Source organism: Nonomuraea montanisoli, assembly GCF_013363975.1.
GTDB classification, from domain to species: domain Bacteria; phylum Actinomycetota; class Actinomycetes; order Streptosporangiales; family Streptosporangiaceae; genus Nonomuraea; species Nonomuraea montanisoli.
The window spans coordinates 361,292-386,701 of the sequence record NZ_JABWGN010000008.1; the positions used below are offsets into that span (position 1 = coordinate 361,292).

Below are 25,410 nucleotides of genomic sequence, written 5' to 3' on the forward strand. Positions count from 1 at the left end.
GCGGTGCCCGTCGGGGGACTGCTGGCCGCCTACTGGGCGATCCGCATGATGCTGGCCGCACGCGGAGCCGACGTCACCGAACGGCTGGGCCGCTGGCTCCTACCGGTGTTCATCGCCGGCTGCGTCACGTTCGCCCTCGTCACCGACGCGCCCTTCTGGATACGCTTCACGATCTCCCGGCCGAGCCTGGACGCCTACGCGAAGGCGGTGATGGAGAACCCGCGACGCCCGGAGTCCTGCCAGTGGGTCGGCCTGTACTACGTGTGCGGCGGATGGCAGTACATGGACCTGGACGGGAAGCGCATCCCCGGCAGCGCCGAGTTCGGTGTCGAGGACCCGTTCCTCTACGACGACAAGGGGTTCCTCTGGCTGCCCTCGGGCGAACCCGACGAGACAACCGACGACCACTACCGCCATCTGACGGGCCACTGGTACGGCTCCGACGGCTGGGACAGCTGGTGACGCGTCGCACCCGGCGCGGCGGATTCTGTCGTACCCCGCGTTCACACTCGCCCTGAGACCGTCCGCCCGTCGAGGACAGGAGGGACCCATGGCGAGGAGATCCGGACGTGGGAAGGGCCGGCGCGCGTCGCGGGGCGACGGCGACCGGTGGTTCCTGGCGCTGGTCGGCGTGCTGGCGGTGGGGGCGCTCGTGACGGAGTTCGCGCGCGCGCATCCGGGGTGGGCGGTGGCGATCGCCTGCCTGCTGGTCGTGCTGGTCGCGGGCGGTCTCGTGCTGCGGCAGCGCGCCGTCCAGGCGGCCCGGTTACGGTTCCTGGCCGGGAACGCCCAGTTGGAGCGGGTGGACCGGATGACCGGGACCCAGTTCGAGCACCTGGTCGCCGAGCGCATGAGCGCCGACGGGTTCCGCCAGGTACGCGAGCGGGGCGGCCGCGGGGACGGGGGCGTGGACATCACGGCCGTCGCCCCCGGTCACGGGCGCTACGCCGTCCAGTGCAAGCGCTACAGCAAGTCGGTCGGCGCCCCCGAGGTGCGCAACTTCCTCGGCGCGCTCGCCAACACCTTCGCCGGCCACACCGGTGTCCTCGTCACGTCCGGCCGTCTCACCCGGCAGGCCCGGCAGGAGGCGCTGGGCGCCAGGGAGCCGCTGATCGTGATCGAGCGCGACCTGCTGGCCGACTGGCTGCTCGGGACGTACTCGCCGCTGCCTGCCCGGCCCGCGCCGCGGCTCGCCGAGGGCGAGGAGCCCGCCACCTGAGACGTACTGGCGCGTCACAGCTTGCGGATGTTGACCGCCACGTAGTCGAAGCTGTCCTGCTTCTGCTTCACCAGGTCGAACTCGACCTCGTCCCCCTCCTCCAGCACCCGGTAGCCGGTGCCGACGACCTCGCTGAAGTGGCCGAAGGCGTCACGGCCCGGCGGCAGGGCGGGGGAGGAGATCGCGCCCCAGCCCTTCTCGGCCTTCCAGAACTTCACGAATCCCTGCGTCATGGCCCCACCCTGGCAAACCCGGCGTCCCGGGCGCCAGCCGATAAACGCGGATAACCGGGTGAGCGGTGCGGTGCCCACGCGCCGGGTCGATCCGCACTTCGTCGCGCAGGCGGACGCCGGTCCTGGTACCGCGGCTGGATGGTCACCGCCGGCCAGTACGAGGCGCTGCAGGAGGCCCTGGCCGAGCGGGGCGGCGTCCTGCTCGCCGACGCCGTCGGCCACCGCCGCGCCCACGAGCTGCCCGGCCGGCTCGGCCGCTTCCACGACCTGACGCCGCCCACGGGCGTGGCGCGCATGGCGCCCGGGGAGAACGCGCCGGACGGCGAGCGGCTGGCCCGCCTGGCGCGCGGCCTCAGCGACGGCGGTTTCGTGGTCAAGGACTTCGTGAAGTCGCGCAAGCACGAGCGGCTGGAGGCCTGCTACGCGGCCGACCTGGACGCGCTGGGACGGGTCGGCCTCATGACGTACTAGGCCGGGGTCGCCCTCGACAGGCGGGTGGTCAGGGTGCGGATGTAGGCGATCAGCTCCTGCGGCTCGTGGACCTCGAAGTCCACGTCGAACATGCCGATCGTGAGCGCCAGCCACTGCAGCGAGTCGGCCGCCGTGTGCAGCCGGCACGTCTGCTCGTCCACCACGGTCAGCACCCCGTCCTGCGGGCGCAGCCGCTCGGCCACCCGGGCGAACGGCGCGTGCAGCGTCACCACCGCCCGGTGACGGGCCAGCGAGGAGGTCACCGACTCGGCGACGTAGCGGGCGATGTCGGGCGCGGGCAGCTCGCGGGGACGGAACCGCTGCCCGGCCGGCGCCGGCGAGCTCAGCCGGTCCGCGCGGAAGGTCCGCCAGTCGTCGCGGTTGACGTCCCAGGCCACGAGGTACCACTTGCGCGCCAGGTGGACCAGCCGGTACGGCTCCACCAGCCGTGTGCCGTCCTCCCCGTCGCGCTTGCGGTAGGCGAACTTCAGCCGCTCGCGGTCGCGGCACGCCTGCGCGATCACGGTCAGCACCTCCGGGTCGGCGGCCGGGCCCTGGGAGGTGAGCGGCACCGTGTAGCTCTGCAGCGCGCTCACCCGGCGGCGCAGGTGTCCGGGCAGCACCTGCTCCAGCTTGGCCAGGGCGCGCACCGACGTCTCCTCGATGCCGGCCACCGTGCCGCCCGCGGCCGTGCGCAGGCTGATCGCGATCGCGACCGCCTCCTCGTCGTCCAGCACCAGGGGCGGCATCGCCGTGCCGGCCTCCAGCCGGTAGCCGCCGCCCATGCCCGGGGCGGCCCGCACCGGGTAACCCAGCTCGCGCAGCCGGTCGATGTCGCGGCGCAGCGTGCGCGGGCTGACGCCCAGCCGGGCGGCCAGCTCGGGGCCCGGCCAGCCACGGCAGGTCTGCAGCAGGGACAGCAGGCGGATCATGCGGGACGGCGTACTGGCCATGGCCCGAGGATGGCAGGTAAAGCGGCCAGGGCCCGTCCGCAATGTGCCTTGTTCGTCCCTTGACGGCGAATCCGTCCCCGACTCGGCGCGGGTCAGCCGGTCCAGGTGACGCGTTCGCCCGAGGGGTGCTCGCGCACGTACCCCGGCGTGCGGCCGAGCCGCACCTCGATCCGGCCGCCCTCCGTGTCCTTCCAGGTGAAGCCGTCGCCCACCGGCTCCACCACGGGCGGCGGCGTGGACGGCTCGCCCGGTCCCAGCCGCACCGCCGACGCGAACAGCGCCCGGCCGCCCGGGTGGTCGCCCACCAGGTACGGCGTCGCCGAGTGCTCCCCGAAGGCGTTCTCGCCGGTACGGGCCTCGACCCGCGCTCCGTACCAGCCGTGCAGGCCGGTGACGGAGCTGACCAGCGCGCCCGAGGAGACGCGGGACTCCAGGCCGTCGAGCCGGGTGCCGCACGGCTCGTCGCCCGCCAGGGCGTGGCCGCCGTCGCGGACGTGGCTGCCCTCGGGAGCGGCGACCCGGTGGACACGCACCTCCCACGGCCCGTCCACCACGGACGCCGTCTCGACCACCACCTCGCCGTCGAAGTAGCGGGAGGCGGCGAGCCGGTCGATCACCACGAGCCGGTCGATGCGCCGCCGCCGCGAGCCCCTCCCGCCGGGGCGGATGACGGCGACGGTGTTGTCGATATCGGCGGCCCGGCCCTCGGCGCCGGTCTCGGGCGCGGCGTGGGTGGAGTAGGCGAGCTTGACGTAGTGGGGGTCGTCGCCCGAGGTGTCGCGGTCGTTGCCGTCGCTGCCGTGGTTGAGCAGGGTCACGACGCCGCCGGAGCGGCGCAGCAGCCAGCCGGGCGCGGGCATCGCCACCGTCAGGTCCTCGTGCTCGCCGGAGTCGCCGGCGGGCTCGGTCCACACCGGGTGGTCGGGGCCGAGGAGCAGGCCGATGAAGCCCTTGCTGGCCCAGTACGGCGAGGCCGGCCCCGAGTACGCCTGCGTGACCGGCAGGAACGGCCGGTGCCAGCCGAGGCTGAGCAGCCCGCCCGCGTCCGGGGCGCCGTGCCGTTCGAAGTAGGTGAGGGTGCGGCCCGCCAGCAGCCGGGTCCGGCCCGGCGACAGGGGCGTGGCGTCGAAGATCGAGCCGAGCCAGAGCGGCGCCACGGCCGCCGTCCGGTACGTCAGCGACCGGCCCTGGTGCATCGGCGCGCCGTCGGGCGCGAACAGGTGCCGGTACGACTCCAGGAACGCGCGCAGCCGTTCGCGGTAGACGCCCGCGTCGGCCCCGGACATCCTGGTCCACCACAGCGTGTACAGGTGCATGGCCCAGCCGCAGTAGTAGTCGTAGTTCTGGCCCGCGCCGTCGGTGTACCAGCCGTCGCCGACGTACCAGCCTTCGACGTCGGCGAGGTGCCGCTCGATCTCGGCGGGATCGTGGGGCCCGCCGACGTTGGCCAGGAACTGCTCGACGATCACCTTGAACAGCACCCAGTTGCACGGCCAGGCGCGCTTGCCGACGATCCCGCCCAGCCAGGCGACCACGCGCTCGCGCACGGCCGGGTCGAGCCGGTCGAACAGCAGGTCCCGCGTCTCGTGCAGGGCCAGCGCGATCGAGGCGGCCTCCACGATCGTCTGGTGGCCGTCGGCGATGGGCTGCCAGGCGTGCTCGTGGCCCGGGTCGGTGCCGTGGGCCAGGCCCTCGGCGTACCTCTCCAGCAGCCCGCCGGGCGCGGCCCCGGGATCGCCGGCGGCGCGGAACGCGGCGAGCAGGAACGTGCGCGCGAACCCCTCCAGGCCGTCGGAGTCGGGGCCGGAGACGCTGGCGCGGCCCGGCAGCCGGTACTGGGCGAAGCCCGGGGTGGCGTACGGGACCACGGCGTCCAGCAGCCGGTCGGCGACCGACACCCAGTGTTCGCGGGATACCACAGTGCCCCCTCAGGCTCGGTAAGCGCTTTCCGCCTCCAGGAGACCCTATGGACGTCGCGCCCCGCCCGTCAAGGCCGAGGTCAGGCCGAGATCTCGACGACGCGCCCCCAGGCGTCGCGGTCGTCGAGGTGGTGCAGCAGGTAGTGGGCGAGGTCGGCGCGCGCGATCCTGGACGCCTTCTCCAGGTGCCCTCCCGCCGCCGTGCGGTACCGCCCGGTGAGCGGCCCGTCCGTGAGCATCGGCGGCCGGACCACCGTCCAGTCCAGCCCGGACTCGGCCACCAGCCGCTCCATGACGGCCATGTCCGCGTACGCGTGCCGGTACAGGCGCTGCACCACGTGGCGCGTGACGAGCCGCTGCGCGAGCGGCGTGCCGGGAGGGATCTCCAGGCCGCCCGACGACAGGCACACCAGGCGCCGGACACCGGCCACCAGCATGGCGGAGACGATCGCGGCCGCGCCGCCCGAGTAGACGGTGGTCGGGTGGCGGCGGTCGCGCGTCCCGAGGCAGGACACCACGGCGTCCTGGCCGGCGACGGCCTCCTCCCACGCGCCGGGCCGCAGGACGTCGCCGCGGACGGCGGTCAGCCGCTCGTGCCCGGCGCCGGGAAGGCGGGCGGGGTCGCGGGCGAGGGCGGTGACGTGGTGACCGGCGTCGAGGGCCTGCTCGACCAGCAGGGCGCCGGTGGGGCCCGTGCCGCCGAAGATCAGCAGTCTCATGCCGCGCCGCGCCCGCCGGTCAGGTCGAGCGTGGTCCCCGTGACCCAGGACGACGCGTCCGACAGCAGGTAGAGGGCCGCCTGGGCGACGTCCTCCGGGCTGCCGGCCCGGCCGAGGGGGTAGGAGGCCGACATCTCGGCGAGCCGCTCCGGCGGCATCGCCCGCCGCATCCGCTCGACGAGCACCGCCGACGGCGCGAGGCAGTTGATGCGCACGCCGTTGCGGCCCAGCTCGGCGGCCAGGTGCGTGGTCAGCATCGACACGCCGGCCTTGGCCGCGGCGTACGCGGCGTTGGCGCCGCTCGGTCCGCGCCCGGCCGAGGAGGACATGGTGACGACCGCTCCCGCGCCGCGCTCGTACATGGCCGGCAGGAACGTGTGGAGCGCCAGGTAGACCGACGTGAGGTCGGTCTCGATGACCTCGCGCCACCGCTCGGGGCCCAGCTCGGCGACGGGCGCGGGCGCGCCCTTGCCGCCGGTGAACGCGGCGAGCAGCTCGACCGGCCCGAGGGCCCGCTCGACCGTCTCGCGCACGCGGCGCAGCGCGTCCTCGTCGGTGGCGTCGCCGGGTGCGGCCACGGCCGTGCCGCCGGCCTCCTCGATCGCGCGGACGAGTGCCTCGGCGGTGGCCGGGTCGCGGCCGTTCACGGCGACGTGGGCGCCGTTGGCGGCCAGGGCGCGGCAGGTGGCCGCGCCGATGCCCTGGGAGCCGCCGGTGACGAGGGCGACCTTGCCCGCGAGGTCGGGATAGCGGGGTTGCGTTCCGGGGGACACGACACACTCCGTTCTGTTGGGTGAATCATTCATAGCACAGAACTATTAGACGACGCTACCATCGCCTCATGAGTACGGACTTCGCCCCGCCGGGCCGGCCGAGGGGAACCGCGTTCCTGCTGTCACAGGTGGGCGCCCACGCGGCGGCGCGCTTCGCCGAGCGGGTGGGCGAGCTGGGGGTCGCCCCGTCCGACATCGGGCTGCTGCGCATGATCGCCCTCCAGCCGGGCCGCAGCCAGCAGTCGCTGGCCGGGGAGCTGGGCGTCGTGCCGAGCCGCGTGGTCGCGCTCGTGGACGGCCTCGAACGCAAGGGCCTGGTCGAGCGGCGGCGCAGCCCCCGCGACCGCCGCAACCACGAGCTGCACCTCACCGAGGAGGGCGGCCGGGTGATGGCCGAGATGCGCACCGTCGGGGCCGCGCACGAGGACGACATCTGCGCCGCGCTCGACGAGGAGCAGCGCAACCAGCTCGCCGCGCTGCTGGAGGCCATCGCCGCCCAGCAGAACCTGGCGCCCGGCGTCCACCCCGGCTACCGGCAGTCCTCCGCGCCGCCCCGCTGACCGCCTCGCGCCCTCCCGCGAGGGATTGACTACTCATGGTGATATATGCAGGTAGGGCGGGTACGCCTGTGACGTGAGCCGAGCGGCGAGGAGGAGACGGGGGGCCGCGGCCGCGCTGGTGGCCGGGATCGCGCTCCTGCCCGCCGCCTGCGCCGGAGGCGGCCAGGCGGGCGTCCCGCTGGTCAACCTCTACAACGCGCCCCAGGAGAACCTCGCCGCCATCGTCGCCCGCTGCAACGCCGGGGCCGCGGGCCGCTACCGGATCGTGCTGAACACCCTCCCGCGCGACGCCGACGGCCAGCGCGAGCAGCTCGTGCGCCGCCTGGCCGCCGCCGATCCCGGCCTGGACGTGCTCGGCCTCGACGTCACCTGGACCGCCGAGCTGGCCGAGGCCCGCTGGATCCGCGAGTGGACCGGCGAGCACGCCCGGCAGGCCCGCGCGGGCACGCTGGCCAAGCCCCTCGACACCGCAACCTGGCGGGGGAAGCTGTACGCGGCGCCGTACAACACCAACGTGCAGCTCCTGTGGTACCGCTCCGACCTGGTGCCGCGCCCGCCGCGCACCTGGGACGAGATGGCGGCCGTCGCCGCCGGCCTCGCGGCGCGGGGCGAGCCGCACTACGGGGAGGTGACCGGCGCCCAGTACGAGGGCCTGGTCGTCTGGTTCAACAGCGTCGTCGCCTCCGCCGGCGGGCGCATCCTGGAGCCCGGCGGCACCCGCGTGGCGCTCGGGCCGCCCGCCCTGGAGGCGCTCACGGTGATGCGCGACTACGCCCGCTCCGAGGCGGCCGACCCGTCGCTGCCCAACACCCAGGAGGACTCGGCCCGGCTGGCCATGGAGGGCGGCAGGGCCGCGTTCGAGGTGAACTGGCCGTTCGTGTACGCCTCGATGGCGGCCAACAAGCCCGACCTGCTGCCCCACTTCAAGTGGGCGCCCTACCCCGGCATCCACGGCCCGGGCGCCTCGCCGCTGGGCGGCGCCAACTTCGCGGTCAGCGCCTACTCCGAGCATCCCGAGCAGGCGTTCCAGGCGGCGCTGTGCCTGCGCGACCCGGTCAGCCAGCGCACCGCCGCCGTCCGGGACGGCCTGCCGCCCACCATCGAGGCGGTCTACCAGGACCCGGCCATGGCCAAGCCGTACCCGATGCGCCAGGCCATCCTCGACGCGCTGAAGACGGCCGCGCCCCGGCCGAAGACGCCCACGTACCAGAACGTCTCCACGACGATCTCCGCGGCGCTGTCGCCGCCCGCCTCCATCGTCCCGCCCGTCACGCTGGCGAAGCTGCGCGAGCAGATCGCCCTCGCCCTGCGCAGCCAGGGGGTGCTCCCGTGAACGGCGCCGCCTCCGGACGGGCTTCCGCCTCCCGCGGCGCCTCCAGGGCGAAGGGCCGGGCGCTCACCGAGGGGCAGCGGGCCGAGCGGCGGCTGGGCCTGTGGCTGTGCGCCCCGGCCGCGATCATCATGGTGGTGGTCACCGGCTGGCCGATCGTCTACTCGGTGCTGCTGTCGCTCCAGCGCTACGACCTGCGCTTCCCCGAGGACAAGGCGTGGATCGGGCTGTCGAACTACGCCACCGTGCTCAGCAGCGAGGTGTGGTGGAACGCCTTCTGGGTGACCCTGCTCATCACCGTCGTCAGTGTCGCGATCGAGCTGGTGCTGGGCATGCTGCTGGCGTTCGCGATGTACCGGGCGATCGTCGGCCGCGGCCTGATCCGCACGGTCGTGCTCATCCCGTACGGGATCGTCACCGTCGCCGCCGCCTACGGCTGGAAGTACGCCTGGACGCCCGGCACCGGCTGGCTGGCCGGCCTGCTGCCGGGGGGCTCGGCGCCGCTGACCGAGCGCGGCCCCGCCATCGCGATCATCATCCTGGCGGAGGTGTGGAAGACCACCCCGTTCATGGCGCTGCTGCTCATGGCCGGCCTGGCCGTGGTGCCCGAGGAACTGCTGCGGGCCGCGTCGGTGGACGGGGCGTCCCTCTGGCAGCGGTTCACGCGGGTGACGCTGCCGCTGATGAAGCCGGCGATCCTGGTCGCGCTGCTGTTCCGCACGCTGGACGCGTTCCGCATCTTCGACAACATCTACGTCCTGACCAACGGCTCCCAGGGCACCGGCTCGGTCTCGATCAGCGCCTACCACAACCTCATCGGCGGCCTGAACCTCGGCATCGGCTCCACCATGTCCGTGCTCATCCTCGTCACCGTCGCGATCATCGCGGTGGTCTTCATCCTGGGGTTCGGCACGGCCGCGCCCGGAAGCGAGCGGTGATGGAGGCCGGCCGCCGGAGCGTCTCCGGCTGGACCGTCGCCAACGTCGTGGTCGTGCTGTACGCGATGGTGCCGGTGCTGTGGATCGCGTCGCTGTCGTTCAAGGATCCCAGCACGTTCACCGACGGCTCGTTCATCCCGCGCAAGTGGACGCTCGGCAACTACGCCGGCATCTTCACCAACGCCGACTTCGTCCGCGGCCTGGTCAACTCCATCGGCATCGGGCTGATCTCGACATTCGTCGCGATCGTCTTCGGCACGATGGCCGCCTACGCCGTGGCCCGGCTCACCTTCCCGGGCAAGCGGCTGCTCATCGGCGTGTCGCTGCTGATCGCGATGTTCCCGCAGATCTCGCTGGTCAGCCCGCTGTTTCAGATCGAGCGGGCGCTCGGCCTGTTCAACACCTGGGCGGGGCTGATCCTGCCGTACATCACGTTCGCGCTGCCCCTGACGATCTACACGCTGTCGGCGTTCTTCCGGGAGATCCCGTGGGAGCTGGAGAAGGCCGCCAAGATGGACGGCGCGACGCCGTTCCAGGCGTTCTGGCAGGTCATCGTGCCGCTGGCGGCGCCCGGCATGGTGACGACCGCGATCCTCGCGTTCATCTTCTGCTGGAACGACTTCCTGTTCGCCATCTCCCTCACCTCCTCCGACGCGGCCCGGACGGCTCCGGCGACGATCTCCTTCTTCACCGGCAGCACCCAGTTCGAGGACCCGACGGGCTCCATCTCGGCGGCGGCCGTGGTCATCACCATCCCCATCGTGATCTTCGTGCTGTTCTTCCAGCGGCGGATCGTCGCCGGGCTCACCTCCGGGGCGGTGAAGGGATGACGTCACGCCATGGCTGAGATCGTGCTCGACCACATCACCAAGAGGTACGCCGACGGGACCGTCGCCGTCGACGACTTCGACGTCCGCATCGCCGACCACGAGTTCGTGATCCTCGTCGGCCCGTCCGGCTGCGGCAAGTCCACCACCCTCAACATGATCGCGGGCCTGGAGGACATCACCGAGGGCGAGCTGCGCGTCGACGGCCGGCGCATGAACGAGAAGGCGCCGCGCGACCGCGACATGGCGATGGTCTTCCAGTCGTACGCGCTGTACCCGCACATGACGGTCCGCGAGAACATCGCCTTCCCCCTCAAGCTGGCCAAGATGGGCCGGGAGGAGACACAGGAGCGGGTGGAGCGGGCCGCCGGGCTGCTCGACCTCGCCCCGTACCTCGACCGCAAGCCCGCCGCCCTGTCCGGCGGCCAGCGGCAGCGCGTGGCGATGGGCCGCGCCATCGTCCGCGACCCCAAGGCGTTCCTCATGGACGAGCCGCTGTCCAACCTCGACGCCAAGCTGCGCGTGCAGATGCGCACCTCCATCTCCCGGCTGCAGAAGAGCCTCGGCACCACCACCGTGTACGTCACCCACGACCAGACCGAGGCGATGACCCTCGGCGACCGGATCGTCATCATGCGGGCCGGGCTGATCCAGCAGATCGGGCCGCCGCAGGAGCTCTACGACCATCCGCGCAACCTGTTCGTGGCCGGCTTCATCGGCTCGCCGTCCATGAACGTCGTGCCCGCGCGGCTGGAGGAGGGCCTGCTACGCACTCCCATCGGCGACATCCCGCTGCGCGGCCGGCTGGGCCGCGCCGCCGAGGGCCCGGACGTGCCGCGCGACGTCATCGCCGGCATCCGGCCGGAGTCCTTCGAGGACGCCTCCCTGGTGCACGACGCGGAGGAGGGCGGCACGTTCACCGGGACCGTGGACCTGCTGGAGTCGATGGGGCCGGAGAAGCTCGCCTACTTCACCCTCGACACCGGCGCCGTCCGCTCGGAGCACCTGAGCGAGGCGGGCGGCGAGGAGGCGGGGGAGGAGTGCCGGCTCGTGGCGCAGCTCGACCCGAAGTCCGGGGCGCGCCGGGGGCAGCCGGTGCGGCTCTGGTACGACACGCAGGCCGTGCACCTGTTCCACCCGAAGACGGGCGAGAACCTCACCGAACGCTGACCAGCTCGCAGATCACGCGCGGGCGGCGAACCGGCGCGCCGAGACGACGCCGACGACCGGGGCGAGCAGCCACAGCAGCGGCACGCCTTCCACCAGCCAGGTCAGCCCCGCCGTGAGCAGCCAGAACACCCCCGCCACCAGGAGCGTCGCCGCCTGCACCCGCATCGCGGCCGCGTCCGTCCCCGGCCGCAGCACGTCGTCGCGCAGGATCGCCCGCAGCAGCGCCGCCTGCGCGAACAGCAGCGCCGCCACCGCCGCGGCGAACACGCAGACGGCCAGCGGGTTGGACACCGACTCGCCGATGAGCCCCGTGGCGTACGGCAGCAGCACGACGACGATGAGCAGCGGGACATGCCTGGCCATGATCCGCGGCGACACGCGGGTGACCAGGTCGAGGGTGCGGTGGTGCTCCCGCCAGACGCCCCACAGGATGAGGAACGCGATGACGAAGGCCAGCCACGTGGTCCAGTTGCCGCTCAGGAAGTCCCACAGCCGGGCGGCCATGACCAGGCGCGGCTCGTCGCCCTCGACCAGACCGGCGGGCGGGCGCCGGATCTCCACGACGAGCAGCGTCATGGCGATGGCGAACACGGCGTCGACGAACGCGCCGACCCGCTCGTGCGTCATCCCCGGCGCCACCCGCTCCGGCTCGCCCATCGGTCTCACCCCCGGTCACCGAGCGTAACCAGGGATCGCGCGGCGCCGACGCACACCGGGCACCACGCGGCGTGTCCGCCACGCCCGGGCGGGGGAGCCGCCGCTCGCGAGGGGTCGGGCACCCTCTAGAGTGCGGGCGTGATGTCGCAGACGTACCTCTCCCAGCTCTTCTCCCTGGACGGCAGGGTCGCCGTCGTGACCGGCGGCAGCTCCGGCATCGGCCGGGCCATCGCCGGGGCCCTCGCGCGCGCCGGGGCGAGCGTGGTGATCGTGGCGCGCCGTGAGCCGGAGCTGGCCGCCACGGTCGAGGAGCTGACCGGCGACGGCTGCCGCGCGGCGTGGGTCAGCGCGGACCTGAGCACGCGCGACGCCGTGCGGGCCGCGGCCGAGGAGGCGGCCGCCGTCTACGGGGAGCCCGATATCCTGGTCAACAGCGCCGGGATCAACCTGCGCCCGCCCATGGACGAGATGACCGACGACGTCTGGGACGTCACCATGGCGGTCAACCTGGAGGCGCCCCACCTGCTCGGCCGGCGGTTCGGCCCCGGCATGGCCGAGCGCGGCCACGGGCGGATCATCCACGTCAGCTCTCAGCAGGCCCACCGGGCGTTCGTGCAGAGCGGCGTTTACGGCGTCTCCAAGGGCGGACTGGAGTCGCTGGCCCGCTCGCAGGGCGAGGCGTGGTCCTCGCGCGGCGTCACCAGCAACACGCTCGTGCCCGGGTTCGTGATGACGCCGCTCAACGCGCGGCTGTCGTCCGACCCCGCGAAGGTGGCGGAGCTGGCCGCGCGCACCATGGTCGGCCGCAACGGGCTGGCCGAGGACTTCGCCGCGGCCGCGGTGTTCCTGGCCGGGCCCGGCTCCGCGTACGTCACCGGGCAGTCGATCTTCGTGGACGGTGGCCTGTCCGTCCACTGAGGCCGGACGGTGTCACCGCCCGGCCGTTGCGGGCCTTCGAGTGGCTCAGCCGACGCGCAGCGGGAGCGTGCGCGGCCCGCGGACCTGGCCCGGCGCCCAGTGCACCGCCGCCGGGTCCGCCAGCTCGAACACCGGCACCCGCTCCAGCCACACCTCCAGCGCCAGCCGGAGCTCCATGCGGGCGAGGTGGGAGCCCACGCAGCGGTGGATGCCGAGCCCGAAGGCGGCGTGCCGGTTGACCTCGCGGTCGATGACCACCTCGTCGGCCCGGTCGAACTGCGCCGGGTCACGGTTGGCCGCCGGGAACGACAGCAGCACCCAGTCGTCGGCCTTCATGTCGACGCCGCCCCAGCGCATGTCCTCCTTGACCATGCGGGCCATCGTGACCGGCGCGTACGCCCGCAGGAACTCCTCCATCGCGGTCGGCAGCAGCTCCGGCTCGGCGACCAGCCGCTCGCGGTCGGCGGGCGTGCGGGCCAGGTGCCACAGCGACGCGCCGATCGCGCTCCAGGTGGTGTCGATCCCGGCGATGAGCAGCAGGGCGATCGTCCCGGCGACGTGCGAGGGTTCGAGCTTGCGGCCGTACAGCTCGGCCTCGATGAGGTACGTCGTCAGGTCGTCGCGCGGGTGGGCGACGTGGTCGCGGATCTGTTTGAACAGGTAGTCGAACACCTTGTCCATCCGCTCGATGCGCTCCTCCGGGGGCAGGTTGACCCCTTCGAGGGTGTTCTCGATGAACTCGCGGAAGCGCGGCCCGTCATCCGTGGGGAAGCCCAGCATGTCGGCGATGACCCGTGCCGGGATGTGCTGGGCGTAGTCGCGGGCGGCGTCCACGACGTCGCGCCCCTCCAGCGCGTCGATCAGCTCATGACATAACGCCCGCGTCTCCGCCTCCCGTTTCGCGACCGCGGTCCTGGTGAACGCGGGGAGCAGCAGCTTGCGCGCGTCGTGGTGGAACGGCGGGTCGGAGGAGATCGGCGGCACGCCGCCCACCGGCGCGATCTCCCGGGGCGGCCGGAAGTTGCTCATGACGACCGAGCGCGAGGAGAAGCGCTCGGTGTCGTAGGCGATGGCCGCGACGTCCTCGTAGCGGGTCGGCAGCCACCCGCCGCCGAAGCGTCCGGTGTGCGCGATCGGGCACCGCCGCCGCAGGTCGTCCTGGATGGGGTACGGGTCGGCCGTCCACTCCGGCTCCATGTGGGAGAAGTCGGTCGTCCAGTCCGAGACCGGACCGATGACGGGCTCGGTCCGCGTGCCCTGGAGCGGCGCGTCGCCGCGCGGCTCGCGGTGGTCCTCGGCGAAACGGTCGTCGACTGTCATGTCACGCCTCCTCGTCCAGGTCGGTGTCGAGGTCGATGGCACGTTCAGGACAGTTGGACGCCGCCAGGCGCGCGGCGCGTTCCTCGCCGGGCGGCACGGCCCCGTCGCCGGCGACCTGGCCGTAACCCTCGTCGTCCTCCGCGAACAGGCCGGGGGCCAGCGTGTAACAGCGGCCGTGCCCCTGGCAGCGCCCGGAGTCGATCTGCACATTCACCGCGGTGCTCTCCTCGGTTGCTGGATGGGTGTCGGGCGGGGCGAGCGCGGTCACGACCCGGGTGAGCAGCGCGGCCCACTCCTCGTCGCCGACCGCGTGCAGGTCCGGCGTGACGAGCGCGCTGCCCATCGCCAGCAGGAGGCAGAAGTGGGCGAGCGCGTCCGGCGACAGCGCGGGGTCCAGTTCGCCGCCGTGCTGGGCGGCGCGGACGAGCGTGGCGAGCCAGTCGGCGCGCTCGCCCACGTAGTCGCGCATCGGCCGGGCGACCTCCTCGTCCCGGCGGGCCGCCACCAGCGCCTCGACGATGAGATGGCCGTCGGGGTCGCGGCGCCGGGGCAGCCACCGGCCGACGACGAGCAGCAGGTCCGTGACCGAGCGGTCGGGGTCGGCGGCGAGCAGGTCGGCCAGCAGCCGCCGCCCGTGGGCGCGCAGCGCCGCGACGAGCAGCTCGGCCTTCGAGGCGAAGTGCGCGTACAGGGCGCCGTTGCTGACGCCCGCGGCGGCGGCGATGTCGGCCACGCGCGTGCCGTCGTACCCGCGCCGGGCGAACACGTCGGCGGCGGCGCGCAGCAGGCGCTCGCGCGTCTCGGCGGCCGTGACCCCGGGGATGCGCCCCATGAACGAATTAAAAAATCATTCATTTAACGCGTCAAGAGGGACGGGTCGCCGAGTCGCGCCGGTGTCCGGCAGTGCGCAATGGGGCCGGCGAAGACCGAGTCACGTCCTAGGCGCCGGGCCAGAGCCGCCAGAGCTGGACCACGCCGCCGCGGCAGCACGTCGCGAGCAGCGATGCGTCGGCGTCGAAGGCGACCCTCGTCGCGAAGTGCGGCTGGGGGATCCGCAGGAGTTCGGCCCAGGTCCGGGTGTTCCAGAGGACCGCGGCGCTGGCCCGGGCGGCCGTGGCGAGCAAGAGGCCGTCGGAGCTGAAGGCGAGGCTCTGCGAGCCCTCCGGGATGGTGTGTGCGGCGGCGCCGGTCGCGACGTCCCAGATCCGGGTGACCCGGTCGCCCGCGGTGGCCAGCCACGTGCCGTCCGGGCTGAAGGCGACGTCGTTCACCCCTTCCGAGACCCCGCTCGCGTCGACGCCCCGCAACCGGAGCAGCGCGGCGCCGGTGGAGGCGTCCCAAACCTCGGCCGCGCGGTGATCGTGCTGAGGGCGGTAGAGGCCGGAGGTCCCGGTGGCGACGAGCGTGCCGTCGGGGCTGAAGGCCACGCTGTTCACCCAGCTGACGTGGGCGATCGTCAGGAGTTCCGTCCCGTCGGCGACGTCCCAGATCCGGGTGCTGCCCGCTTGGCTGCCGCCGGCGATCCGACCGCCGTCGGGGCTGAAGGCGAGCGCGTTCACCCAGTCGTCGTGGACGAACTCGCGGTGGCGGGCGCCGGTCGCCGCGTCCAGGATCCAGATCTTCCCGTTGCTCCAGTCGGTGGCGCGCAGGTCGAAGGTGCCGCCGGCCACGGCGATCCACCGGCCGTCGGGGCTGTGGACGGCCTGGGCCTGGGTGGCCGCGGCACGCTCGAAGCGCGAAGCCAGGCCGCCGTAGCGGAAGGTCCGCTGGATCTTTCCGTGGAGGTCGATCACGTGGGTCCGGCCCGTCGTGGTCAGCGCCAGGCTCTCGCCGCCGGGCAGGAAGGCGACGTCCAGGATCTCTTTGAAGCCCTCGAACGTCTGGACGCGGACGGGCCGCAGATCGGCCGGGTCCCCCCGCGGGGGCATCGTCACCACGGCTGTCGGCGGCCGGGCCGCGCGCGGAGGCGGCGCCGGGCGGAGGCGGGCTGAGAGGTGGTCATGGAACTCGGCGTGGCGGAACTGGTAGACCGGTCCGACCACGCGCAGCAGGCCGAGCCGGTGGGCGTCGTCCAGGAACTCCATCAGGCGGCGGGGCAGGCGGCCGCGGCGAGCGAGCCGCGCCGACGCGATGAGGTACACCGGCCACGCGTGCCTGGTCCCGCCGACGAAGGCGGAGAGGGCGCCCGCCGCCGCCGTCAAGGCGGTGACCACGACGGCCGACTCCGGCCGGGCGATCGCCGCGAAGACGCCGCCGATCGCCGCCCCCGTCACCGCCCCGGCCGCGGCGCGGGTGAACGTGAGCCGCCGGTCGGCCCGCCACTGGTCCATCGGCCCGCCTGCCGCGTCGCCGTCCATCCACGTCGTCACGGCGTCGTTGAGCAGGCTGAGGGCGAAGGTCAGACCGTACAGGACGAGGAGCGCAGGCGTGAACGGGAGGCCGCCCGCGCCGAGTATCAGCGCCAGCACGTGCAGCCCCGAGAGCAGCCCGCCGCACACCGCGAACACCAGGACGGCCGGCACGGCCTTCGACCTGATCTGCTGGAGCAGCCGGCCGAGCCGGCCGCGGATCCCGACGTCGGCCGACCCCGGCAGATCGCGCTCCCACGACCAGTGATCGCCCGCGGGCCCCTCCTGGTATTCGGTGAGGACGATCACCGCCGCCGTCAGAGCCCACCCGAGCGGGGCGCCGAGGGCGAGCTGCCCGACCGCCACCGCCCACAGGACGCTGCTCAGCACCATGCCGAGGTAGCCGAACGGCCCTGGCGGCCGGTGGATCAGCACGCCCGCCCCCAGCCGCCACCAGGCGAAGTCGCGGCTGCCGAGGCTCGCCCGGCCGACCTTCCGCTCCGGGTTCGGTGTGTGGTCGAGCAGCACGGCGAGGTTTCCCAGCCACTGGGTGACCTGCTCGGGAGTGTAGGGTCGGCGCGGGCGGAACAGGTCGGTCTCGGGGCGCGACGTCCACGGGCGGACGGCGATCGCGGTCGGAATCAGCCGGTCGAACAGATGCGCCCGCAGCGCGGACGCCGTGGGGAACCGCTCCGTGTCGAGCAGCGCCTCAGGGGATTCCCGGGCGTCGGCGTAGACGGTGCGCAGCAGCCACAGGCCCAGCGGGTTGGCCGCCGTCTCCGCGAGCGGGCCGCGCGCCCCGCCTTCGAGGTGGGCGATGACGTCCTGCCAGCCCGGTTCGGGGACCGTCCGGCCGATCACGGCCGAGAGGTAGCCGGCCGCCGCGGCGCCCGGCATCGGCTCGGCCTCGATCACCGCGCTGTCGCTGATGGTCTGCCCCGCCCGCACCGCCTCGCCGTATTCGCGCCGGCGGCAGGTGATGATCAGCCGGTTCCGCCGCGCGAGGGCGGCGTTCAGTGCCGTCAGGATCAGCGGGCGGACGTCGGCGGGAACCTCGTCCAGCCCGTCCAGGACCGGGATGACGCGGGCGTCGGTGAAGAGGTTCGCGGCGGTGTCGGGGCCGAAGTCGCGCAGCCAGCCGTATCCCTGATCGAGACGGGCGGCGAACCAGCCGGCGAAGTCCGGATGGACCGCCGGATCCCACCCGGCCGCCGACACCAGCACGGGCACCGGGCCCTCGGTGTCCTCGGTGTCCTCGGCCAGGCTGAGCAGGAGCTGAATGGCGAGCGTCGTCTTCCCGGCCCCGGCCTCGCCCAGGATGATCAGCCGCCCGCCCGGCAGCGCGCGGTAGGACTCCGCCAGCGCGTCGACATCGTCGGCCGACCCCGACCAGGTCACCTCTCCGGAGACGGTCACGCCGCCGGAGCCGGGGACGAAACGCGGCTCAGCCGTGAGGTTCCAGCGCACGGGCATCGGCCGCGGATTGGCCAGCGACAGCACCTTCGACTCGGCCACCCACTGACGCGTCACCGCGAGGCGCAGCGACTCGGCCGCCTGCCGGAGCAGGGCGGCCTCCTCGACGGGGGCCGGGCGCGAGCGCACCAGCTCGATCCGGATCGCCCAGACCACGAGCACGGCCACGATCAACGCGGTGAGCGGGCCGAACCACCACGCGTCCACCGCCACGGTGCTGGTCCAGAGGTTGCCGACAAGACCGATCGCCACCGGGATGATCACGAGCGTGACCGGCGACACCTTCCGGCTCCTGGGATTCACGATCACATTCTGTGGCCGGGACGGCCGGATGACGAGAGGGTTGACCCTGCCCCCGGCTCAAGCGAACGGGTATTCGCGGGGAGCGGCTCTCACCGTCATCTTCGCTGCGTCCAGACAGTCGCGCCGGAGACCTGCAAGCATTGACCATACTACGTTGAAAGAAGTATGGTCGCTGCCGCATTCAAGATCACCTCTTGAGGGAGGCAGCACATGAGCTTAGGCGGCATTCTCGCGGCCGCGCTTCTCGCCGGCACGATCACCGTGGCGCCGCCGCCGGACCGGCCGGCGCCCGCCACGCCGTCCGGCGCCGTCACTCTGATCACGGGCGACCGCGTCGTGGTCACCGGCGGCGGCGTGCAGGTGGAACCCGGTCCAGGCAGGCAGACGGGATTCGCCCGGCAGGTGATCGAGGGCCACCTGCATGTGATCCCGTTCGACGCCCGCCCGCTGCTCGCCCAGGGGGTCCTGGATCCGCGGCTGTTCGACGTGACGCAACTCCTGCAATGGCGTTACGGCGACGCCGACCGGCCCGACATCCCCATGATCGTCCAGTCCGTGGACGTACCGGGGGCACGGCGGCTCCCGGGGCTCGGCATGTCCACGCTCCGGGTCTCGAAGAAGGGCGCCGTCCAGACCTGGAAGGACCTGACCGGCGGCGGCGCCCGGGCGCTGGCGGCGGGCAAGGCCAAGCTGTGGCTGGACGGCCTGCGCCCGTGGAGCCTCGACAAGAGCGTCAAGCAGATCGGCGCCACCGAGGCCTGGAAGCAGGGCATGACCGGCAAGGGCGTCACGGTGGCCGTGCTCGACTCCGGCTACGACCCCGATCACCCCGACCTCAAGGGCGTGGTCGCCCACGAACGGAACTTCTCCGACGAGCCCGATATCCGCGACAACCTCGGGCACGGCACTCACGTGGCCTCCATCGTGGCCGGAGCCGGCGAGCAGTACCGGGGAGTGGCCCCCGGCGCGCAACTCGCCGTAGGCAAGGTCGGCGGCCGGTTCGGCGCCCAGGACTCCGCGATCCTGGCGGGGATGGAGTGGGCCGCGACCGAGGTCAAGGCCAAGGTCGTCAACCTCAGCCTGGGGGGCCCGGACACCCCGGAGCTGGATCCCTTCGAACAGGCGGTGAACACGCTGTCCGAGCGGACCGGCACGCTGTTCGTCGTCGCCGCGGGGAACAGCGGCACCCAGAGCCCGGTGTCCAGCCCCGGCAGCGCCGACGCCGCCTTGACGGTCGGCGCGGTCGACGACGACGACCGGGTCGCCGGCTTCTCCAGCAGGGGCCCCCGCGAGGGCGACCATGCGATCAAGCCGGACCTCACGGCCCCCGGTGTGGCCATCATGGCCGCCCAGGCGGGCGGCACGCACGTGGAGTACAGCGGCACCTCGATGGCCGCACCCCACGTGGCCGGAGCCGCGGCGATCATGGCTCAGCGCCACCCCGGCTGGACCGGCCGGCAGCTCAAGGCCGCCCTCATGGGCAGCGCCCTCCCCACGCCGAGCGCCAAGCCGTACGACCAGGGCGCCGGCCGGGTCGACCTCGTACGGGCCCTGGCCCAGCAGGTCGTGGCCGAGCCCGCCAACGTGTGGGCCGCCTTCCCCTGGGGCGGCGCGGCGGAGCGCGTCTCGACCAAGACGATCACGTACACGAACTCCGGCGACGCCGCCGTCACCGTGGACCTCGGTACGCAGGGCAGTGACGTGCTGAAGCTGTCCGCGCGACGCCTCGAGGTGCCCGCCGGCGGCACGGCGTCGGTCACGCTGACCATCGACGCCACCGGCAAGGGCCCGGGCGACTACCCCGGCGCCGTCACCGCCGTCTCGGGCCAGGGCGAGATCCGTACCCTGGCCGGGGCGTACGTCGAGCCGGAGTCGTACGACCTGACCCTCTCCACCGTCGGCAGGGAGGGCGGTGCCCCTTACGTCTTCGCCCAGCTCTACGACCCCGAGACCGGCGCCACCCGGATGCCGGTGTTCCAGGACGGCACGGCCAGGATCCGGCTGCCGAAGGGACGCTGGAACCTGTACGCCGACATCAACGAGTCCGGCTCGACGACGATCAGCCACACCACCGTCCTGATCGAGGACGGCGACCAGCAGGTCGCGCTGGACGCCCGCCAGGGCCGGCCGGCGAGCTTCACCGTCGACGACCCCACGGCCACGCCCAGGGAAGTCGTCGACTTCACCGTGGGGTCCGGCAAGTGGTCGATCGCCTGGCGGGCTCCCGGCCTCGACCCCACCCGCGAGCTCTACGCCGTCCCCACGCGCGATGCCGAGCTGCGCTACCAGCTGAGGTCCGTCTGGGACTCCACGAACGGCTCCCTCTATGACCTCGTCGACCGCCGCACCGGCGGGCTCCCGGCGGACATGGGGCAACGGGTCGAGCGCGCGGAACTGGCGGAGGTGAAGGCGACGTTCCTCGCTTCCGGTGTCGCGGCGCAGGGGCGGCCGTACTTCACCCCCAGATTCGACGACACGCCGGGCGGCGACCTGTACGCGACGCTCCAGCAGGACGTGACGCTCCCCGGCACCGCGACCTACTACCGCACTCCCGGCCTCGCCTGGAACAGCGCCTGGGTCACCGGCACGTCGCGGGTGTGGGACGCCGGCAAGGTCATCAAGCTCGGCCGCACCACCGAGGTGTGGAGCGCCGCCGTCACCGGCCCCTCGTTCGCGCAACCGAACGGGACCCGCACGGGCGACGAGCTCTCCTTCGACGCCGGCCGCCTCTTCGCGGACGGCGCCGAGGGGAGGACCGGCGCGGACGACGCCGCCACCGGCACCGCGACCCTCGCCCGTGACGGCCGGACGATCGCCGAGGCCGCGCTGGCCGGCTGCCAGCGCAAGCCCTGCGTGCTCACCGCCGCGCTGCCTTCGCAGCGGGCCGCATACACGCTCACCACCTCGATGCGCAGGCAGGCGCCGCACACGGCGCTGTCGTCGAGTGTGGAGTCCGTCTGGACGTTCACATCCGCGAACACGCCCGAGGCGAAGCCCCTTCCGCTGATCGCGGTCCGCTACTCCCCGGCCGGTCTCGACTCGTTCAACCGCGCCCGCCCCGGCACGGTGACCAGGATGCCCGTCCGGGTGGAGCGCAACCCCGGCGCTCCCCAAGCCAAGGTGACGTCGCTCAAGCTCGAGATGTCCTCGGACGACGGCGCGAACTGGCACCCGTTGCCGAGCGTCCCGACCGGCGCCGGCTGGACGGCCGCCGTACCCAACCCGCGCACGCCCGGATTCGTGTCCCTGAGGGTCACGGCGACCGACACGTCGGGGACGACCGTCAAGCAGACCGCTATCCGCGCCTACGCCGTCAGCTGACCCGACCGGAACAGCGGGAAGGGCCAGGGGAGCAGGGCCCTTCCCGCCTCGCCGGTCAGAGCGCCGGACGTGGTTCTCGGCCCTCGCCCCGGCTGGTCGACCGAGGCGACGCACAGGGAACGGTGCCGACGATGCCGCGGCAGTCGATCAGCCCCAGATGGCGGGAGTCCTGCGAGCGGGTGTTGTCGCCGACCACCGCGACATGCCCGGCCGGCACGTGTGACAGATCCGGCAGTGTGGGGACGAGCCAGTCCGGCAGCGGGTCTCCGGCGACGCGGCGACCCGCTTGATCCGGTGCGGCAGTCGCTCGTCCGCCACCCGGAACACGATCACCTCGCCGCACCGAGGGCGCCGGCGTAGCCGCCGGCCTGGAGGCGGAACAGCCGGGCGTACTCGCCGTGTGCCGGCGCAGGGTGCTGTGCACGCGGTGCTCACCCTCGGCGTCCAGCCCCGAGGTCGGCTCGTCGAGCACGATCAACTCGGCGTCGGTGCGCATCAGGCAGCGGGCCAGGGCCACCCGCTGCCACTGCCCGCCGGACAGCGTCACGCCGGCCCGCTCACCGTCGTCCGCATGCGTCCTGGACAGCACGGTGTCGTAGCCGTCGGGCAGCGCCGCCACGATGTCGTCGGCCCGAGCAGCCCGCGCGGCCGCGTCCATTGAGACGTGCGTCTGTCGGTAGTTTCTGATCATGTCCGATGCCGACTTCACCCCCCTCCGCGTCACTCACCGGGCGCACGGACGTGACACCGACCGCCGCATCCGTACCTGGGCGAAGGCGCGGGGCCATCCCGTCAGCGAGCGTGGCCGCCTCGCGCCGGAGATCATCGATGCCTTCTTCGCCGCCCATCCCGAGGTCCACGAGCAGGCAAGGACGTTCGAGATGGTCCACGCCACCGCGAGGACCCCCGGCGCGTCGCCGGAGGACCACGCGTGGCAGACGGACAGCCTGCTCGGGGACATCTACACGATCGTCCATGTCCGCGGGCTCGACGAGCACGAGGTGCTGCGCCGGCTGGGCGCCGCGGACGCGGACATCCGGCTGATCGGAGACGGGGACCACTCCCTGCCGGAAGGACCCGCGATCATCACCGTGAGGCGGATCGGGGACTGGACCGTCGCGATCGAGGACTGCGGTTGGCGGGGCGCGCAGGGGGAGACTCTGAGCGCCCTGTCACGCGGCGGCGGCGAGGCCGTGGCGGTGCACCGGCACGACTACGCTCAGCACCACGTCACCTATGCCGCCGACGGCCGGCTCATCACCGACCTCAACCCGGGGTTCCCCGTGGACAGGCAGGGCGCGGATCCCGACCGGCTCAACCGCCACCTCCGCGACCTGGGCATCGATCCGGCCGCCGGCGACAGCGTCGACAATCCCGTCCCGGCGGCCCTTGCGCTGGCCGGGCGCATCACCGGCGTCATGATGAGCCCACAGCACCTTCGCCGCCCCGTCCTGGGCGCGGCCATACCCGGCGCCCTCCGCTGATCTGCCTTGACCACCCTTCACGATCTCGGCACCCTGCCCGACATGAGTGTCGGGCTGGTCATCGCGATGCCTCTGCGCCAGTGGGGGCTCATCGACGCGTGCCCTGCCGGCGCAGGTGCCGCCCGGACGAGCCCGGCCGAGAACGATGGCTCGGCCGGGCTCGGCGGGCGGAGACAGGTCAGGCGAGGTCGAACCGGTCGAGCTCCATGACCTTGGTCCAGGCCGCGACGAAGTCGCTCACGAACTTGTCGCGGGCGTCCTGGCTGGCGTAGACCTCCGCGAGGGCCCGCAGCTGCGAGTTCGAGCCGAAGACGAGGTCGACCACGGTGGCCGTCCACTTCACCTCGTCGGTGGCCACGTCGCGGATCTCGTACACGTGCTCCTCGGACTCCGACGCCTTCCACCGGGTGCCCGGAGAGAGCAGGTTGGTGAAGAAGTCGTTGGTGAGCACGCCGGGCCGGTCGGTGAGCACGCCGTGCTGCGTACCGCCGTAGTTGGCTCCCAGGGAGCGCAGGCCGCCGATGAGGACGGTCATCTCGGGCGGGGTCAGGTTGAGCATGTAGGCACGGTCGACGAGCAGCACCTCCGGCTGGGTCTTCTCGCCGGTACGCAGGTAGTTGCGGAACCCGTCGGCCCGCGGCTCGAGCACCCCGAAGGACTCGACGTCGGTCTGCTCCTGCGTGGCGTCGGTGCGCCCCGGGTGGAACGGCACCGTCACGGTCACCCCGGCCTCGCGCGCCGCCTTCTCCACGGCGGCCGAACCGGCCAGCACGATCAGGTCGGCGAGCGAGATCTTCGCGCCGCCGGCCTCGTTGAACTCGCGCCGGATGCCCTCGAGGGTGTCCAGGACCGTCGCGAGCTGCTCGGGCTGGTTGACCTCCCAGCCGCGCTGCGGTTCGAGACGGATCCGGGCGCCGTTGGCGCCGCCGCGCTTGTCGGTGGACCGGAAGCTCGCGGCGGAGGCCCAGGCCGTGGACACGAGCTGGGCGGTCGTGAGGCCGGACTCCAGGACCTTCGTCTTGAGCGAGGCGACCTCGGCGTCGCTCACGAGTTCGTGGTCGACGGCCGGCACCGGGTCCTGCCACAGTTGCGGCTCGGGGACCCACGGCCCGAGGAAGCGGCTGACCGGGCCCATGTCGCGGTGCAGCAGCTTGTACCAGGCCTTGGCGAAGGCCAGCGCGAGCTCGTCGGGGTTCTCCAGGAACCGGCGGGAGATCTTGTTGTACGCCGGGTCCACGCGCAGCGACAGGTCGGTCGTGAGCATGGTCGGCTTGTGCTTCTTCGACGGGTCGTGGGCGTCCGGGATGATCGCCTCGGCGTCCTTCGCGACCCACTGCTTGGCGCCGCCGGGGCTCGTGGTGAGCTCCCACTCGTAGCCGAAGAGGATCTCGAAGAACCGGTTGCTCCACTGCGTCGGCCGGTCGGTCCACGTCACCTCGAGACCGCTGGTGATCGTGTCACTCCCCTTGCCGGTGCCGTGGGTGCTCAGCCAGCCCAGGCCCTGCGCCTCCAGCGGTGCGCCCTCGGGCTCCGGCCCCACGTGGTCGTCCGCGATGCCGGCGCCGTGGGTCTTGCCGAACGTGTGGCCGCCGGCGATGAGCGCGACGGTCTCCTCGTCGTTCATCGCCATCCGGGCGAAGGTCTCGCGGATGAAGTGCGCCGCCGCGGCCGGGTCGGCGTTGCCGCGGGGACCCTCCGGGTTGACGTAGATGAGACCCATCTCGGTCGCGCCGACGTTCGGCGCCATCTCGGTGTCGGTGACGTAGCGCTCGTCGCCGAGCCAGGCGTCCTCCGGGCCCCAGAAGATCTCCTCCGGCTCCCAGACGTCCTCGCGGCCGAAGCCGAAGCCGAAGGTCTTGAACCCCATCGACTCCAGGGCGACGTTGCCGGCGAGCACGAGCAGGTCGGCCCACGAGATCTGCTGGCCGTACTTCTGCTTGACCGGCCACAGCAGCCGGCGGGCCTTGTCGAGGTTGGCGTTGTCGGGCCAGCTGTTGAGCGGGGCGAAACGCTGGGCGCCGTCGCCCGCACCGCCGCGGCCGTCGTGGATGCGATAGGTGCCCGCCGCGTGCCAGCTCATCCGGATCATGAGACCGCCGTAGTGGCCGAAGTCGGCCGGCCACCAGTCCTGCGAGGTGGTGAGCACCTCGATGATGTCCCGCTTCAGAGCCTCGACGTCGAGCTTCGCCAGCTCCTTGGCGTAGCTGAAGCCCTCTCCCAGGGGGTTGCCCTTGGACGAGTGCGCGCGCAGCACGGAGAGGTCGAGCTGGTTGGGCCACCAGTCCCGGTTCGTGTGCGGACGGCCGCCGGTCTTCGGAGTCGGCGAGTCGATGGCCGGGTTCTCGCTCTCACTGCCGTGCGCGGTCACGGAGTCGTGCGCGACCGGGCAGCCGGCCGCCGCCTTCTGGTCCACTCCCTGCGCGCTGGAGGGGGCGTTGTCCTGGTTGTCGCTCATCTGATTCCTTCCGAACTTC

22 protein-coding genes are annotated in these 25,410 nt (G+C 72.9%); 11 read left to right on the plus strand and 11 right to left on the minus strand.

Features of this window, described 5'->3' with window-relative positions; translation table 11 throughout:
• The first annotated feature begins 3 nt into the window (after positions 1 to 3).
• On the plus strand, positions 4 to 462 hold the full coding sequence (locus tag HTZ77_RS22495; protein WP_175591619.1) for a hypothetical protein: 459 nt from the start codon (positions 4 to 6) through the stop codon (positions 460 to 462).
• 88 nt (positions 463 to 550) lie between these two features.
• Entirely contained in the window at positions 551 to 1,219 is a 669-nt protein-coding gene (locus HTZ77_RS22500; protein ID WP_175591620.1) for a restriction endonuclease, read from the plus strand.
• A 14-nt stretch (positions 1,220 to 1,233) separates the two neighbouring features.
• Here the strand turns inward: HTZ77_RS22500 and HTZ77_RS22505 are convergent, their stop codons facing one another.
• Entirely contained in the window at positions 1,234 to 1,452 is a 219-nt protein-coding gene (locus HTZ77_RS22505) for a cold-shock protein (protein WP_175591621.1), read from the minus strand.
• Positions 1,453 to 1,590: 138 nt separating this feature from the next.
• On the opposite strand from HTZ77_RS22505, the gene HTZ77_RS22510 reads away from it, so the two are divergent.
• A complete protein-coding gene (locus tag HTZ77_RS22510; protein ID WP_175591622.1) occupies positions 1,591 to 1,923 on the plus strand; it encodes a hypothetical protein in 333 nt (110 codons plus the stop codon).
• Here the strand turns inward: HTZ77_RS22510 and HTZ77_RS22515 are convergent.
• The 4 genes from HTZ77_RS22515 to HTZ77_RS22530 form a co-directional block, all read right to left on the minus strand.
• Positions 1,920 to 2,876, minus strand: coding sequence for a helix-turn-helix transcriptional regulator (locus HTZ77_RS22515; RefSeq protein WP_175591623.1), 957 nt, complete (start codon positions 2,874 to 2,876; stop codon positions 1,920 to 1,922). The genes HTZ77_RS22510 and HTZ77_RS22515 overlap by 4 nt on opposite strands.
• A 92-nt stretch (positions 2,877 to 2,968) precedes the next feature.
• A complete protein-coding gene (locus HTZ77_RS22520) occupies positions 2,969 to 4,795 on the minus strand; it encodes a DUF2264 domain-containing protein (RefSeq protein WP_175591624.1) in 1,827 nt (608 codons plus the stop codon).
• Between the two features lie 80 nt (positions 4,796 to 4,875).
• Positions 4,876 to 5,514, minus strand: coding sequence for an NAD(P)-dependent oxidoreductase (locus HTZ77_RS22525; RefSeq protein WP_175591625.1), 639 nt, complete (start codon positions 5,512 to 5,514; stop codon positions 4,876 to 4,878).
• Positions 5,511 to 6,287 (minus strand): SDR family NAD(P)-dependent oxidoreductase, encoded by a 777-nt coding sequence (locus tag HTZ77_RS22530; protein ID WP_328808705.1) that lies wholly within the window; start codon positions 6,285 to 6,287, stop codon positions 5,511 to 5,513. Before HTZ77_RS22530 ends, HTZ77_RS22525 begins: the two co-directional genes overlap by 4 nt.
• A gap of 68 nt (positions 6,288 to 6,355) precedes the next feature.
• On the opposite strand from HTZ77_RS22530, the gene HTZ77_RS22535 reads away from it, so the two are divergent.
• From HTZ77_RS22535 to HTZ77_RS22555, 5 genes are all read left to right on the plus strand, one after another.
• Positions 6,356 to 6,847 (plus strand): MarR family winged helix-turn-helix transcriptional regulator, encoded by a 492-nt coding sequence (locus HTZ77_RS22535; protein WP_175591627.1) that lies wholly within the window; start codon positions 6,356 to 6,358, stop codon positions 6,845 to 6,847.
• 73 nt (positions 6,848 to 6,920) lie between these two features.
• Positions 6,921 to 8,180 (plus strand): ABC transporter substrate-binding protein, encoded by a 1,260-nt coding sequence (locus HTZ77_RS22540; RefSeq protein WP_175591628.1) that lies wholly within the window; start codon positions 6,921 to 6,923, stop codon positions 8,178 to 8,180.
• Positions 8,177 to 9,115, plus strand: a complete 939-nt coding sequence (locus HTZ77_RS22545; RefSeq protein WP_328808706.1) for a carbohydrate ABC transporter permease — start codon at positions 8,177 to 8,179, stop codon at positions 9,113 to 9,115. Before HTZ77_RS22540 ends, HTZ77_RS22545 begins: the two co-directional genes overlap by 4 nt.
• On the plus strand, positions 9,115 to 9,945 hold the full coding sequence (locus tag HTZ77_RS22550; protein ID WP_175591629.1) for a carbohydrate ABC transporter permease: 831 nt from the start codon (positions 9,115 to 9,117) through the stop codon (positions 9,943 to 9,945). The genes HTZ77_RS22545 and HTZ77_RS22550 overlap by 1 nt, the downstream gene beginning before the upstream one ends.
• A gap of 9 nt (positions 9,946 to 9,954) precedes the next feature.
• A complete protein-coding gene (locus HTZ77_RS22555) occupies positions 9,955 to 11,112 on the plus strand; it encodes an ABC transporter ATP-binding protein (RefSeq protein WP_175591630.1) in 1,158 nt (385 codons plus the stop codon).
• Between the two features lie 12 nt (positions 11,113 to 11,124).
• Here HTZ77_RS22555 and HTZ77_RS22560 read toward each other — a convergent pair whose 3' ends face one another.
• On the minus strand, positions 11,125 to 11,769 hold the full coding sequence (locus tag HTZ77_RS22560; protein ID WP_175591631.1) for a TMEM175 family protein: 645 nt from the start codon (positions 11,767 to 11,769) through the stop codon (positions 11,125 to 11,127).
• A 141-nt stretch (positions 11,770 to 11,910) separates the two neighbouring features.
• Between HTZ77_RS22560 and HTZ77_RS22565 the strand changes: the two genes are divergently transcribed.
• A complete protein-coding gene (locus HTZ77_RS22565) occupies positions 11,911 to 12,687 on the plus strand; it encodes an SDR family NAD(P)-dependent oxidoreductase (protein WP_205303226.1) in 777 nt (258 codons plus the stop codon).
• Between the two features lie 45 nt (positions 12,688 to 12,732).
• On the opposite strand, the gene HTZ77_RS22570 is transcribed toward HTZ77_RS22565, so the two are convergent.
• The 3 genes from HTZ77_RS22570 to HTZ77_RS22585 form a co-directional block, all read right to left on the minus strand.
• A complete protein-coding gene (locus HTZ77_RS22570) occupies positions 12,733 to 14,007 on the minus strand; it encodes a cytochrome P450 (RefSeq protein ID WP_175591633.1) in 1,275 nt (424 codons plus the stop codon).
• A 1-nt stretch (position 14,008) separates the two neighbouring features.
• On the minus strand, positions 14,009 to 14,839 hold the full coding sequence (locus HTZ77_RS22580) for a TetR family transcriptional regulator (protein ID WP_235994962.1): 831 nt from the start codon (positions 14,837 to 14,839) through the stop codon (positions 14,009 to 14,011).
• A gap of 106 nt (positions 14,840 to 14,945) precedes the next feature.
• Positions 14,946 to 18,131, minus strand: coding sequence for an NACHT domain-containing protein (locus tag HTZ77_RS22585; protein ID WP_175591634.1), 3,186 nt, complete (start codon positions 18,129 to 18,131; stop codon positions 14,946 to 14,948).
• Between the two features lie 210 nt (positions 18,132 to 18,341).
• Between HTZ77_RS22585 and HTZ77_RS22590 the strand changes: the two genes are divergently transcribed.
• Positions 18,342 to 21,452, plus strand: a complete 3,111-nt coding sequence (locus HTZ77_RS22590) for a S8 family peptidase (protein ID WP_175591635.1) — start codon at positions 18,342 to 18,344, stop codon at positions 21,450 to 21,452.
• A gap of 55 nt (positions 21,453 to 21,507) precedes the next feature.
• Here HTZ77_RS22590 and HTZ77_RS46460 read toward each other — a convergent pair whose 3' ends face one another.
• Entirely contained in the window at positions 21,508 to 22,110 is a 603-nt protein-coding gene (locus HTZ77_RS46460; RefSeq protein ID WP_328808707.1) for an ATP-binding cassette domain-containing protein, read from the minus strand.
• A gap of 31 nt (positions 22,111 to 22,141) precedes the next feature.
• On the opposite strand from HTZ77_RS46460, the gene HTZ77_RS22600 reads away from it, so the two are divergent.
• Entirely contained in the window at positions 22,142 to 22,936 is a 795-nt protein-coding gene (locus HTZ77_RS22600) for a DUF6461 domain-containing protein (RefSeq protein ID WP_175591636.1), read from the plus strand.
• A 178-nt stretch (positions 22,937 to 23,114) separates the two neighbouring features.
• Here the strand turns inward: HTZ77_RS22600 and katG are convergent, their stop codons facing one another.
• On the minus strand, positions 23,115 to 25,391 hold the full coding sequence (katG, locus tag HTZ77_RS22605; RefSeq protein ID WP_175591637.1) for a catalase/peroxidase HPI: 2,277 nt from the start codon (positions 25,389 to 25,391) through the stop codon (positions 23,115 to 23,117).
• Positions 25,392 to 25,410: the final 19 nt, after the last annotated feature.